Source organism: Pseudomonas sp. S5D5, assembly GCF_003013355.1.
Taxonomy (GTDB): domain Bacteria; phylum Pseudomonadota; class Gammaproteobacteria; order Pseudomonadales; family Pseudomonadaceae; genus Aquipseudomonas; species Aquipseudomonas aylmerensis.
Genome location: NZ_PTEO01000001.1, coordinates 6,074,100 through 6,086,911, shown reverse-complemented (window position 1 = coordinate 6,086,911; position 12,812 = coordinate 6,074,100). Strand labels below are relative to the sequence as shown.

At 62.8% G+C, this 12,812-nt stretch carries 11 protein-coding genes; 3 read left to right on the top strand and 8 right to left on the bottom strand.

Translation table 11 applies throughout. The features are described 5' to 3' along the window. Position 1: 1 nt before the first annotated feature. The 3 genes from mksF to mksB are packed head-to-tail and all read right to left on the bottom strand — an operon-like array spanning position 2 to position 4,828. Complete coding sequence (gene mksF, locus C9990_RS27870) at positions 2–2,842, bottom strand: Mks condensin complex protein MksF (protein WP_106805248.1); 2,841 nt, start codon at positions 2,840–2,842, stop codon at positions 2–4. After that, positions 2,839–3,546, bottom strand: a complete 708-nt coding sequence (gene mksE, locus C9990_RS27865; protein ID WP_012722059.1) for an Mks condensin complex protein MksE — start codon at positions 3,544–3,546, stop codon at positions 2,839–2,841. The genes mksF and mksE overlap by 4 nt, the downstream gene beginning before the upstream one ends. Then, on the bottom strand, positions 3,536–4,828 hold the full coding sequence (gene mksB / locus C9990_RS27860) for an Mks condensin complex protein MksB (RefSeq protein WP_065900405.1): 1,293 nt from the start codon (positions 4,826–4,828) through the stop codon (positions 3,536–3,538). Before mksB ends, mksE begins: the two co-directional genes overlap by 11 nt. A gap of 187 nt (positions 4,829–5,015) precedes the next feature. Between mksB and C9990_RS27855 the strand changes: the two genes are divergently transcribed. Together C9990_RS27855 and rimI are read left to right on the top strand one after the other, a co-directional pair. Continuing rightward, positions 5,016–5,759 (top strand): energy transducer TonB, encoded by a 744-nt coding sequence (locus tag C9990_RS27855; RefSeq protein WP_106805247.1) that lies wholly within the window; start codon positions 5,016–5,018, stop codon positions 5,757–5,759. Further along, entirely contained in the window at positions 5,752–6,204 is a 453-nt protein-coding gene (gene rimI, locus C9990_RS27850) for a ribosomal protein S18-alanine N-acetyltransferase (RefSeq protein ID WP_003188286.1), read from the top strand. The genes C9990_RS27855 and rimI overlap by 8 nt, the downstream gene beginning before the upstream one ends. An 81-nt stretch (positions 6,205–6,285) precedes the next feature. Here the strand turns inward: rimI and C9990_RS27845 are convergent, their stop codons facing one another. Next, entirely contained in the window at positions 6,286–6,690 is a 405-nt protein-coding gene (locus C9990_RS27845; protein WP_106805246.1) for a serine kinase/phosphatase, read from the bottom strand. Positions 6,691–6,843: 153 nt separating this feature from the next. Between C9990_RS27845 and can the strand changes: the two genes are divergently transcribed. Then, entirely contained in the window at positions 6,844–7,488 is a 645-nt protein-coding gene (can, locus tag C9990_RS27840) for a carbonate dehydratase (RefSeq protein ID WP_025856499.1), read from the top strand. Here can and C9990_RS27835 read toward each other — a convergent pair. From C9990_RS27835 to C9990_RS27820, 4 genes are all read right to left on the bottom strand, one after another. Beyond that, positions 7,485–8,009, bottom strand: coding sequence for an SET domain-containing protein-lysine N-methyltransferase (locus tag C9990_RS27835; RefSeq protein ID WP_065900411.1), 525 nt, complete (start codon positions 8,007–8,009; stop codon positions 7,485–7,487). The genes can and C9990_RS27835 overlap by 4 nt on opposite strands. A gap of 146 nt (positions 8,010–8,155) precedes the next feature. Then, positions 8,156–9,325, bottom strand: a complete 1,170-nt coding sequence (locus tag C9990_RS27830; protein WP_106805245.1) for a hypothetical protein — start codon at positions 9,323–9,325, stop codon at positions 8,156–8,158. A 122-nt stretch (positions 9,326–9,447) separates the two neighbouring features. Beyond that, a complete protein-coding gene (acpA, locus tag C9990_RS27825; RefSeq protein WP_106805244.1) occupies positions 9,448–11,148 on the bottom strand; it encodes an acid phosphatase in 1,701 nt (566 codons plus the stop codon). Positions 11,149–11,373: 225 nt separating this feature from the next. After that, entirely contained in the window at positions 11,374–12,792 is a 1,419-nt protein-coding gene (locus tag C9990_RS27820; protein WP_065900417.1) for a short-chain fatty acid transporter, read from the bottom strand. Positions 12,793–12,812: the final 20 nt, after the last annotated feature.

Genomic DNA, 12,812 nt, shown 5'->3' with positions numbered 1-12,812 from the left:
ATCAGACTTCATCCAGCTCCGGCTCGTCCGCCTGCACATTCACCGTCGCCTTCACCACATCGTGACGACGGATGTACTTCCAGTCCGCCTCATCAATGTAGATCCCATTCGGCCCGCTGCCGCCTTCCAGGTCGATCGCCACTTGCGCAGACACTTGCGGTTTCACACTGGCAAGGATCGGCACAAAGCCCAATTGCAGACTGGTTTCGAGCAGCGCCGCCTGGTTCTTTTCATCGATATCCGCGGCCTCGTCGAGGTAGTACGGCAAGCGCACGCGCCCGGCCTGGTCACGGTCCATCAAGTGCAGCAACAAGTACATGTTGGTCAGCGCCTTGATGGTCATGGTGGTGCCGTTGGATGCCGCGCCGTCGATGTCGGTGTGGATCACCGGCTGGCCATGCACCTTGGTGATCTCGAACGCCAGTTCGAACAGGTCCTTGAGGCCCAGCTGGTTATGGTTGGCGGCCACCAGGCGGGCCAGGTACTCCTTGGCCTCTTCGTTCTTGTTGTCCTGCTCGGCGCTCTGGCTGAGGTCGAACACCGACAGGGTCTCGCCTTCTTCATACTGACCGGCACTGTGGATGATCTGGTCGATATGCTTGAGGGCTTCCTTGTTCGGCGCCAGCACGATGCGGAAGCTTTGCAGGTTGGACACCTGGCGCTTGTTGATCTCGCGGTTGAACAGCGCCAGCTGGTGTTCCAGGCTGTCGTAGTCACTGCGGATATTGCGCAGGGTCCGCGCGATGTCGGTCACCGCCGCACGGCGGGCCTTGCCCAGGGTCAGGGCTTCGTCGGTGCGGTGGGCATAGGCGTTGATCAGCAGTTGCAGGCGACGCTCGACGTCATCCTCGCTGTCGAACTTGGCCACGCCCTTGAGGCGCACCTGGGCGTACAGCGCTTCGATCTGGCCATCAGCGCGCAGCAGGCCTTGCCAGCTGTCCTGATAGTCATTGAGCAGCGGCAGCAGGTTGTCCATGGAGTCGTCGACCGGGTCCATGAACGGCGTGCCGAATGGCAGGTCTGCTGGCAACAGCTGGCGGCGGCGCAGTGCGTCGTCGAGGGTGCGTTGCTTGGCTTCCATATCACCGATCTGCCGGCCGACCAGTTGCAGCTTGGCCGACAATTGCTGGACACGCTCGGTGAAGGCATCACTGGAGCGCTTGAGCTCATCCTGCGCGGCTTCCATCTGCGCCAGGCTTTCCAGTTTCTCGTCTTCTTCGGCGCTCAGGGTTTGCGCGCGGCGGAAGTCTTCCAGCGCCTTCTGCGCGTCCAGCACCTGCTGATACAGCGCCTCGGTCTGAGTCTTGCTCGCGGCGCGGTCAGAGGCTACGGCCTGCTGGGTCTTGAGTTGCTTGAGTTCTTTTTCCAGGCGCTCTTTCTGGTCGCGCAATGCCGCGCGATCCGCCAGGGCCTGCAAGGCCGGTGGCTCGATGTGCGAGATGTCGATGGACAGGCCCGGCACTTCGAAGCGCTCGCCCTTGAAGCCATCGAGGATCAGCTCCAGGGATTTGACCCACTGCCCGTCCTCGTCCAGCGTGATGCCATGCTCACCCAATGGCAGGCTGAACAACGAGCTGTTGAACAGGCGCATCAGGCGCTCGACATCCTGCTGTGAGAATTCTTCGCGCAGTTTGGCGTAGCTGTTGTTGTCCGCATGATCGAGCTGCTGCTTGACCGACTTCAGGCGTTTTTCCAGGTCGCGCAAGCGCTCGTCGAGGTCTTCGGCGCTGAACTGCCGCGACTGCGCCAGGGCGCCCGCCAGTTCGTCGTGAGCATCCTTGGCCGCCAGCAGTTGCTGCTCGAGCACCTTGACGTCATCCACCAGGGCGAAGCGATGCTTGAGCACCGACAGCTCACCCAGCCAGCGCTGGATGCCGCTGATCTCGCGCTCCAGGCGCATCAGCTCCTGGGTGCCGCCACGCTGGTCGTTCTGCAGCGCATCCTGCTCGTTGCGGTAGTGTTCGGCCTGGATCGTCAGCTCTTCCTTGCGTGCACTGGCGTAGTCCGACCAGGTGCCCAGCAGCGAGTCCAGCAGCGGCGACAGCCGATGCAGCTTGCCGCGCAGGATGTCGCGCTGTTTCACGCCATTGGCGAGCGCCTCGACCAGCGGGCCGGCGGCCACCAGCGAGTGGTAGTCCTGTTCCATGCGTCGCACGTCGCGGAAGGCTTCTTCGCACGCTGCGATGTAGTCCACGCTGCCCGAACGCAAGCTGTGTTCGAATGCATCGAGGAACAGCTGCTTGAGCTTGGCCGCGGTGATTTCACGCATGTGCAGCAGGTTGATAAACAGCGCGCGGAAGGTCTTCAGGCTCTGCTCGCTGGTGGAGCGCAGCGGGATCAAGGTCAGGTCCAGCGGGATCGACGTATGACCGCCGACCAGCAAACGGCGCAGTTCATCCGGCTTGAGTTCGTAGGCTTTCAGGCCTTCGCGCTCAAGGTTGGTGAACAGCTCTTTCTGGCGCAGGCAGGTATCGTTCTTCTGGTAATGCGCCAGGTCGAGCTTGCCGGCATAGGCAAAGAACTGGTGACCGAAACCGCCGCCCGGACCGCGCCCGACCACGCCGATCACATGAGGGCCGTGGGGCAGCGACACTTCCACGAGGATGTAGCTGGTGTCGGTGGCGAAGTAAAAGCGCCGCGATTGTTCCAGGGTATACTTGCCGAAACTCATGTCCGACATGCGCGCCAGGATCGGGAACTGCAGGGCGTTGATCGAGGCGGATTTACCCAGGTTGTTCGCGCCATACACCGACAGCGGCTCTTCCAGCGGGAACAGGCCCAAGCTGTAGCCGGCGGTGTTCAATAGGGCAAAGCGGCGGATGCCGTAGCGTTCCTTGCTCATGCATCGGTCTCCTGTTCTTCGGCAATGGCGCGGGCCAGGGCGTCTTCTTCGCTTTCGTCGGCGAAGTCGCTGAGGTCCAGCGGGTCATCGGTCTTCAGCAGTTTTTCATCGCTGTCTTCGTCGATGATCACCGGTGCCGGCAGCGGCAACACGCTGTGCACGCTGGCGGCGAGGTCGCGGTCCTGTTGCACCGACAGGCACACATCGAGGAAGCGGTGCATCGGCGGCAGGAAGCGATAGATACCGTTGTCTTCGCTGGCAAAACCCAGCTGGGTCATGCGGCGCATGATTTTTTCTTCGAGTTCTTCCTGGGTCTGCACTTCGGCCTGGATAAACAGGTCGCGGTACTTCTCCAGCAGCGATGGCAGCTCATCGCGGCCGAGGCTGCCACCGTCGAGCACGGCGATCGGGTCACGGCCCTGGTCGGCCAGGTGCTCGACGATGATGAAGGTGAACAACGCCAGGCGCTGGGCAGTCTTGTTGACCTGTGCGCTGGCAATCGCCGAATCCGGCACGAAGTAGTAGAAACCACGGGTGTCACACACCAGCTCAAAGCCCAGGGCCTTGAACAGCGTGCGGTACTGGTCCTGGAAGTTCGACAGTTGCGCGTACAGTTCCGGGTCGCGGCGGCTGACGTGGTAACCCTTGAACAGCTCGCGAAAGATCGGCGCCAGCTGGGACAGTTCGGATAGATCAAGATGCATGCGAAGTCCTTACATTAGCGGTGCTCGCAGAGTTCTCGGCGGCGTCAGGCGTGGCCGGGAGCAGGGCGAATGAGCGCAGGCTGACCTGGTGCTCGTGCGTGTGGTAATCGCGGCGTTCGAGGCGTTCGCGCTTGAAGCGTTTTTCGCGGGACAGGCGTGAGAACCAGTACAGCAATTCGTCGGTGGCGCCGTCCGGTTCCTGCTCCAGCAGCCAGGTCATCAGGTCTGGCATCGGCAGCGCGTCTTCGCAGCGCTCGAGCATTTCCTTGACCGTGCGCGGTGCACGCTGGGCGTCGCCCTTGTGGGATTTGTGCGCCTTGGGGAAACGCGCCGGTTTCGGCTCGAAATTCGCCAGGGCATACACATAGGCCTCGACCTGGCTGGCGCTGCCGAGGAAGGTGCTTTGCGGCCGGGTAAACATTGGCATCGCCGCCTGCGGCACGGCGTCCAGGCCCTTGCGGCGGATGGCCGACAAGGCCAGCGCCGCGCCACGGGTCACGGCGTTGTGCCGGCGCGCTTCTTCGCGCAGCGGCAGCAGCAGCTCGCGGGCATGGCGCAAGGTCAGCTGGGCGCTGGTCTGCATTTCGAGGATGCGCGCGTGGGTGCGCAGCAGCATGTCGTCGTCCACCAGATGGCCGAGGCGCTGCTGCTCGGTGAGCATGCGCAGCAGCACGTTCTCGACCTTGCGCACGCCTTGTTCGAAGGCGCCGTCGGCGTTCACCAGCTGGATCATCGGTTCGACGTATTCATCCCAGGTCGCCAGTACTTCGGCGTAGCGCTGGCGCAACGGGATCTGCCGGTCGCTGGTCTTGGCGCGGTCGGCTACGGCGGCGAGGGCCTGTTCGTCGTTGGCGAGTTTTTTCAGCACGTCGCGCACGCGCATATCCAGCAGGCGCAGTTGGCGGGCCAGATCATGGCCATCACGGATATCGAAGGCGTCCTGGATGTAACCGGCCAGGCGCTCGAGGTGGCGCAGGTAGGCTTCGATTTCCAGGCACAGGCCAAGCCGGTGCTCCTTGCGAAGATAGGCGAGGAAGTCATGGATCTGGGCGTTGAGCTCGAAACGGTTCGGGCTCTTGGCGACAGGCACCAGGATATCCAGGCGAATCCACACGTCCAGCAGGCTGGTGATGTCCTGGGGCGTGCTGTCCAGTTGTTGGGCGGCCAGTTGCGCGCGCAGCTCGCCGAGGCTCAGGGTGCCTTGGTCGAAGTGTTCGCACAGTGGCTCGAGTAAGGCCCAGTGTTCGGCGAGGGCGCGCAGGACGCGCTTGGGTTCGATCATGGGAATGGCCGGCTGGTTGGCGATTAAAAGTCGCGATTGTACTGCATCGGACGCGGGATTTATCCACAGCCGGTCAGTGCGCAGTGGGCGATTGTTACCGAACAGCGGTAGAATCCCCGCTCTTAACTTATCCACAAGTGGCCGAGCTGTGCTTATCGAGTCCCGACGTCGCGCTTACTTGACCGCCATGCAGGTGGTCAATTGGCTGCCCCGCACCGAACTGCCGTTTGCCGCGCCGTCGCGGCCCGAGCTGCTGGAGGCGTTCGAGCCCTATGAGGCCTTGGAAGCCTCCGGCGAGGAGGCTGCCGCGCCGGTCGCGGTGGTCAAGCCCGCTCCCGAGGCGCGTGCGGCGGTCGAGCGGGCCAAGATCGAAGTGCCTCGCCCGTCAACGGTGGCCAAGCCGGTGGTGGCCGAAGAAGCCGCGCCGGTGGTCAAGGCTGCGGTGGTGCCGCCGCCGCGTTTTGCCCTGCAATTGCTGCGCGCCGGGCGTTGCCTGCTGCTGGTGGAATTGCCCACCGGCGAGCGTTTCCAGACGCGCGATCCTGCCTACATGCTGCTCAAGGACATGCTGCGCGCCGCCGGCCTGCCCGACAGTCCGCAGATCGTCGGCGATCCGGTGCGCTGGCCGCTGTTGGTACGCGGCACCATGGACCAGGGCCCGGAAGCCGCGCGGGATTTTGTCCAGGGCTTTGTCTCGGCGCGCCTGGAGGATGAACCCTGCGTGTGCCTGTGGCTGATCGGCCTGCCCGCCGTACGATTTGCCGGCGAAGCGAATGCCGAGTCCTGGTACCGCGAGCTGCAGGTCGAAGGCCTAGGCTCGGTGTGGGCCCTGCCGGGCCTGGAATTATTAATGGAAGAGCCACAGCGTAAGGCTGATGTCTGGCAAGCCATGCGCCGGCTGATGGCGCGCTGGAAAACAACCGATGAGTGAGGCTTTATCCTTCCGCCCGATGACCGAGGCTGACCTCGACGCCGTGCTGAAAATCGAATACGCGGCGTTCAGCCATCCCTGGACCCGCGGGATCTTTCTCGACGGGCTGGGCAAGTACCAGATCTGGCTGATGTTCGAAGGCGAGCAGCAAGTGGGCCACGGGGTGGTGCAGATCATCCTCGATGAGGCGCATTTGCTGAACATCACCGTCAAGCCGGAAAACCAGGGGCGTGGCCTCGGCCTGGCGCTGCTGGAACACCTGATGTCCCGCGCCTATGCCGCCAATGCCCGCGAATGTTTCCTGGAAGTGCGCGACAGCAATACCGGCGCGTTTCGCCTGTATGAACGCTACGGCTTCAATGAAATCGGCCGTCGGCGGGACTATTACCCCGCCGTGGGTGGCCGTGAGGATGCGGTCGTGATGGCCTGCACCCTGGTCGATTGATGCAGGAGCCCGGCTTGCCGGCGATGGCGATCTCAACGACGCACTCGCCCGCAAGCCGGGCTCCTACAGGTTGACGGGGTATCAGCGGTTGCCGTCTACCGGGTCGATATCCGCCAGCTCAGCCTCATCCAGGCCATTGCCGCCGCCAATCTCGTCTTCATCGACGATGCTCAGGTCCCAATCCGCCTGCTCACCTTCGCCGGCTTCCTGGGCATCCCGCGCGCCGTCTTCATGGATCAGCGTTTCCGGGCTCATATCATCATCCGTCGACTCATGATCATCGGTTGAAGCCCCGGTCAACCCGGCCTCGCGCACCCGTTCGTCGGGCATCAGGTGCTCACGCTCACGGCGGGGGATTTCCTCGCCGATCTCCGCCGTCGGCTCTTCCTGGTCAAAGTCCAGCTCGCGCATCTCGCCCATGCGGTCTTCGTTGTCATCAATCGGTTCCGGCTGCGTAGCGCCGTAGGGACGTCGTGATTCAGTCATGGCCAATCCTCATGCTGTGGGGCTTATAGTGTGTGGACAGGCGTCGTTCGCTAAAGATTCAAGCTAATTGGCAATCGGTATTCTTTCGCGGCGGCGTGACCCGGACGAGCGGTCGTCTGTCAAAGCTGCGCATCATTCCTGAGGCTTTCCCTGATGAACGAACTACAAGACCTGCTTGATAACAATGAACGCTGGGCGGATGCGATCAAACAGGAAGATCCCGAATTCTTCGCCAAGCTCGCCCGCCAGCAGACCCCGGAATACCTGTGGATCGGCTGCTCCGACGCCCGCGTACCGGCCAACGAGATCGTCGGCATGCTGCCGGGCGATCTGTTCGTGCACCGCAACGTGGCCAACGTGGTGCTGCACACCGACCTCAATTGCCTGTCGGTGATCCAGTACGCCGTTGACGTACTCAAGGTCAAACACATCCTCGTCACTGGCCACTATGGCTGCGGCGGCGTGCGCGCCTCGATGCAGGACCGCCAGTTCGGCCTGATCGATGGCTGGTTGCGCACCATTCGCGACCTCTACTACGAAAACCGTGACGTGCTGGCGCAGTTACCCACCGAAGAGGAGCGCGTCGACCGTCTGTGCGAGCTCAACGTGATCCAGCAAGTCGCCAACGTCGGCCACACCAGCATTGTGCAAAATGCCTGGCACCGTGGGCAGAGCCTGTCGATCCATGGCTGCATCTATGGCATCAAGGACGGCCGCTGGAAGAGCCTGAACACCACCATCAGTGGTTTCGAGCAACTGCCGCCGCAGTATCGACTGCGCCCCTTGGGCGAAGCTTAAGGCCGTTTGCGCTCGCGCCACTGCACCATGAACTGCTGGCCCTCGGCATTCAGGGGTTCGTCGCGACCGGTGATCCAGCCCCGGCAGTTCAGTTCGCCGCAATGGCACTTGAACTGTCGGAACAACGCATCCTCGGTGCTGGCGTAATCCAGGGTCAACGGGGTGCCGGCGCCTATGGGCTGTACGGTCCAGAGTTCCAGGTAGGTGGTGTCGAAAAACACATTCGGATTGCACGAGTGCCTGAGCAGCCCGCAGAACCAGCAGTCGTATAAATGGATGCGCGGCGACAGTTGCAACGTGTGCGGGCGCCGCTCGCTCACGGCGTAGCCGGAGACCTGGGCAATTCGCATGCGCCCGTCAAACGCGATGCGTGCCTTGACCCCGCTGCCGGTACTGTCGCTACCCTGCATGACTTGGAAATGCCGGTACGACGGATAGCCTTGCTCAACGAGCAGTGTCTTGAAGGGGTACAGGCAGTCATTTGCAGCCGTTTTAGCCTTATCCATGGCCTGAGTTTTCATGACTCTCCTTGGTGGGCTGCATGGACCTGCGGATGGTGGCTGACTACCAGTCTTGCAGCAGATGGGGGCGGCACAAGATTCGCCGAAGATCGATCCGCTGGCTACTGTCAAACCTGACAGTAGCCAGCGGATTTTTTTTGTGCGCTTTATAGGGCGGGGACGCTGATTTCCGGGGCGGGGGCGGCATTCTTCAGCTGCCTGAGCTGGGCTTTGATCGCGGGCGTGGCGCATTTGGCATTCGCCTTTTCCGGCGACAGGTTGCGCACCGAGGTATAGAACAGCTCGCAGGTCTGCTCCTTACGCGTGACCTGCCACGTGTTCATGCAGGCCTTGAGCAGCACATTGGGATCACTCGCCGGTTTCTGGCCCATCCCGGCCTGCCAGCAGGCTGCGCTCAGGTCCTGGCCCATCACCGTCAGGCCGGCTTCATCGGCTTTCTGTTCATTGCCGTCATAGCTGGCGGGGTCCGCCGCATACCAGATGTAACTCGGGTGATTGGCGCCCAGTACCGAGACACTCTTGCCTGCGGCCGGGCTGATCTGCACAAGGCCCAGTACCGCCACGGACGGCCCGTATTGTTGCTTGATCCAGGCGCGCACCGGCGAACCGAACGCCACCATCGGTAACGAGCCGTTGGCCGGCAGGCTCAGCTCCCGGACCATGCGCGTCTGGTAGTCGGTGAAGTAGCCATAGACGTTTTCCAGGTCCTTGCCCGCCGTGGACGGGGCTGCAATGGGCGCGATATCGATGATGGTCTGGTAGGCCGGGGTTTCGCCGGCCGGCACGCCATTGTCGGTGAGCAACGTGGCCCAGCGGTCGGAGGTGGCCGATTCCAGGTAGTCCTGGGCCTGGGTCAGCGAGTAATCCGGAGGGAAATGCAGCAACTCGATGCTCTTGCGTTTTTCCAGGGCCATGCCCAGCGGCAGGAACAGGTACCAGTTGTAGGCCCACTTGCCGTCGCTGTTGAGCTTGCTGGCGCCCTGGTAGGCGAGGTCGGCGGTGTCGAGCAGCGCGGTGAGTGGCTTGCCATAGTCGTCGGGCACACCGCTGAAGGTGGCCGAGAGCTGGCCGTCATGGGTCTTCACACTGACCTTGGCGCGACTGTAACCGTCACGCTGCAGGCTCTGGTTCAGGTAATGCTCCACGGTCTGCTCCAGTGTCCATGGCCGAAAGCAGATCACGTTGCAATTGTTGGGGAAGGCGAACAACTGGGTGACGCGTTGCGTGCTGCCCAGTGGTACCTCGATATCAGCCTGTACGACCGCACTCGCCAGCAGTGCGGCCAGGGTGCAGGACAGCCTGGTCGGTTTAAACATGTTTGATTCCTTGTCAGCGAAGGCCCGTCTGCGCGGGATGAAAGCGCCACCCTTCAAACAGTAGCGGCTGACCAGGAAAACGCGTGCTAAATCGCCAGGCGTGTCGCTATTGGATAAGACACCTACACGTTGAACTGCAACGCATTGCTCAGGTCACCCATGGGTTTCTGGCCGCGGGCGATCATCGCGTCATCGCGTTGCTTGAGACCGTCGAGCGTCTCCAACTGGAAAACCCGCGTAATCAGCCGCAGGATCGACGCGGTGTCGTAGACCGTATGGTCGACCGTGCCTTTGCGTGCAAAGGGCGAGACCACCAGTGCCGGAATCCGCGTGCCCGGGCCCCAGCGGTCGCCCTTGGGCGGCGCCACGTGGTCCCACCAGCCGCCGTTTTCATCGACCGTCACCACCACCACCATGTTTTTCCACTGTGGGCTTTCCTGCAGCACCTTCAACGCACGGGCGATATGCCGGTCGCCAGAGGCCACGTCGGCATAGCCGGCGTGCATATTCAGGTTGCCCTGGGGCTTGTAGAAACTCGCGGCCGGCAGCTTGCCCGCCTGGGCGTCGGCGAAGAACTTGTTGGTGCTGGACTCATCGCCCAAGCCGCCGTCACGCAGACGCTTGTCACGCTCTGCGCGGTGCTCGGGGCCTTGCTGCTTGAAGTAGTTGAACGGCTGGTGGTGGTACTGGAAATTGGGGATTTTCGGAATGCCGCCCGAATCCTTGAACTGCTCCAGCGTGGCCTGCCAGGCGCCGGCGTACCAGGCCCAGTCGATGTTCTTTTTCGACAGCTTGTCGCCGATGTGCTCGTGGGTTTGCGGCACCAGCACGTTGGGCAGGTCGGGTTTGGAATAGTCCGGGTTTTCCGGGTCGCGGATCCAGGTCGGCCAGTAGGGCGGAGCCAAGGTGTTCACGCCGTAGCCATCCGGCGTCAGCGCACTTGGGCCGAACTGCGGCGGGCCGGTCATGGCGCTGGCCGGGGACTTGTCCAGCGGCTTGAGGCGCGGGTCGGTGGGATCCTCGCTTTGCAGCGTGGCAATCTGCGCCTTGGCCACCGACTGCGCGGCATTTGGATAAAACGGCGCAGTGGCGCTGATCAGGTATTGGTGGTTGAGGAACGAGCCGCCGAACGCGCCCTGGAAGAAGTTATCGCAGAGCACGAACTCCTTGGCCACGTCCCACAGGCGCAGGGAATAGCGGCTCTGCGCGTAATGGCCCATCACCAGGCCGCCGGAATCGCCCCAGGCGACGAAACCGTCATTCTTGCCGCCGTTGATCTGCATCTGGTTCTGGTAGAACACGTGCCACAAGTCGCGGGTGACCAGGCTCAGGGGCAGGTCCTCGGCGTTCGGACCCTTGAGGGCGAACGGCGCGTTGGGCAGGTTTTCCTGGAACTGCACCTCGTTGGGATAAGTCACCCCATCCACGCTTTGCGGGCCGACTTGCAGCACGCCGCCCCAAGCCGGGGGCAGGGTGGTCAACAGGTTGCCATCGCGATCGCGCTGCTGGTATTGGGCGGCGGAAAGGGCCGACAGCGGCTTCTCCAGGCCGGGGAAATCTGCAAACAGGTTGTTGAAGCTGCGGTTCTCGGCGTAGATCACCACCACGGTTTTCACCTGGTCGCGCAACGCCTTATCCAACTCCTGCGGGGTCAGTGGCCGCGTCACCGGCTTGCCCGGGGCTTCGCCGGTATTGCCACAAGCACTCAAGGTCGCGCCGACCCCCAATACCGCCGCGCCCCCTAGGAAGCGCCGGCGGCTGGTGTCTACCGGCGGTTGGGCTGCTGAATCGGGGGCAGGGCGGTCTTCGTGCTCGTCACTCATTGCGGGGAGTCCTTGCTGGAGATTGTTGCAAGATATTTCGCAGGACGGTAGCAACGCAATGTGACGGAATTAAGGCAGCTGCAAGCTACAAGCTACAAGCTGCAAGCTGCAAGCTACAAGCTACAAGCTACAAGCTACAAGCTACAAGCTACAAGCTACAAGCTACCAGCGTGAGGCTTGCGGCTTGCGGCTTGAGGCTTGAAGCTTGAAGCTTGTAGCTGTGACCTACGGCATGACGGGGGGGAGATATTTCAGTGTCGTCCCGAGCGCCCATAGCAGGAACAACACCAGCGGCGTGTGTACCAGCAGTTGCACGAACGAAAAGCCGATCAAGTCTCGCGCTTTCAGCCCCAATACCCCGAGCAGCGGCAGCATGTAGAACGGGTTGATCAGGTTCGGCAGCGCCTCGGCCGCGTTGTAGATCTGCACCGACCAGCCGAGGTGGTATTGCAAGTCATTGGCCACTTGCATCACGTAGGGCGCTTCGATGATCCACTTGCCGCCGCCCGACGGGATGAAGAAGCCCAGCACCGCCGAGTACACGCCCATCAGCAGGGCGTAGGTGTCATGGGAGGCGATGGAGGTGAAGAAGGTCGAGATATGGTGCGCCAGGGTCTGGCCGTCGCCGCCCTTGACCACCGTCATCAGGGCGGCGATCGAGCCGTACAGCGGGAATTGGATCAGCACCCCAGTGGTGGTCGGCACGGCGCGGGCCACTGCGTCGAGGAAGCTGCGCGGGCGCCAGTGCAGCAGGGCGCCGACCATGATGAACAGGAAGTTGTAGGTGTTCAGCCCTGAGATCGCACTGATCGCCGGTTTGGTCGAGAACTCATGGAACAGCCAACCGGCCGCCAGCAGCGCCAGCAGGATGGTCAGGAGTGGGCTGTGTTCCAGCCATTCGCCCGGGCGAGTGGGAGGCTGCGGCTTGGGCAGGTTGAAGGCCGGGTCGACGCCGCAGGCCTTGGCGTCACGCGCGCTGTTCGGGCCCGGGGCGGTGGCGTAGGCGATGATCAGCGAGACCACGATCAGCGCCAGCAGCAGCACGCCGGATTGCCACAGGAAGATGGTCTCGGTGAACGGGATCATCCCGGTGATCGACAGGATCGACGGCGGCAAGCTGGCCGGGTTGGCCTGCAGTTGTGCGGCCGACGACGACAGCCCCAGCGCCCACACCGCGCCCAGGCCCAGATAGGCCGCCGCACCGGCTGCGCGGTAGTCCATGCGCAAGTCCGTACGACGCGCCAGTGCGCGCACCAGCAAACCGCCGAACACCAGGGACAGGCCCCAGTTGAGCAGCGACGCCACCATCGAAATCAACGCCACCCAGGCCACGGCGGAGCGGCCGTTCTTCGGGATGCGCGCCAGGCGGTCGATCAGCTTGACCGCCGGCGGCGAGCTGGCAACCACGTAACCGCCGATCACCACGAAGGCCATCTGCATGGTGAACGGAATCAGGCTCCAGAACCCATCACCAAAGGCCTTGGCGGCCTCGGTCGGCGCGGCGCCCATGCCCAGGGTCGCCACGGCGACGATGATCACGGCGAGGGCGGCGAACACCCAGGAGTCGGGGAACCAGCGTTCGGCGAAATTGGAACAACGCAGGGCAAATCGGGCATAGCGGCTTTCTTCGATAGCATCGGCCACGAGTCTTTCCTCTTGTATTT

Bases quoted from the DNA above. Each gene is read 5' to 3' on its own strand.
- acpA (WP_106805244.1), bottom strand. From the start codon at position 11,148: ATGAGTGACGAGCACGAAGACCGCCCTGCCCCCGATTCAGCAGCCCAA.
- mksB (WP_065900405.1), bottom strand. From the start codon at position 4,828: ATGATCGAACCCAAGCGCGTCCTGCGCGCCCTCGCCGAACACTGGGCC.
- can (WP_025856499.1), top strand. From the start codon at position 6,844: ATGAACGAACTACAAGACCTGCTTGATAACAATGAACGCTGGGCGGAT.
- rimI (WP_003188286.1), top strand. From the start codon at position 5,752: ATGAGTGAGGCTTTATCCTTCCGCCCGATGACCGAGGCTGACCTCGAC.
- mksE (WP_012722059.1), bottom strand. From the start codon at position 3,546: ATGCATCTTGATCTATCCGAACTGTCCCAGCTGGCGCCGATCTTTCGC.
- C9990_RS27830 (WP_106805245.1), bottom strand. From the start codon at position 9,325: ATGTTTAAACCGACCAGGCTGTCCTGCACCCTGGCCGCACTGCTGGCG.
- C9990_RS27845 (WP_106805246.1), bottom strand. From the start codon at position 6,690: ATGACTGAATCACGACGTCCCTACGGCGCTACGCAGCCGGAACCGATT.
- C9990_RS27855 (WP_106805247.1), top strand. From the start codon at position 5,016: ATGCAGGTGGTCAATTGGCTGCCCCGCACCGAACTGCCGTTTGCCGCG.
- C9990_RS27835 (WP_065900411.1), bottom strand. From the start codon at position 8,009: ATGAAAACTCAGGCCATGGATAAGGCTAAAACGGCTGCAAATGACTGC.
- mksF (WP_106805248.1), bottom strand. From the start codon at position 2,842: ATGAGCAAGGAACGCTACGGCATCCGCCGCTTTGCCCTATTGAACACC.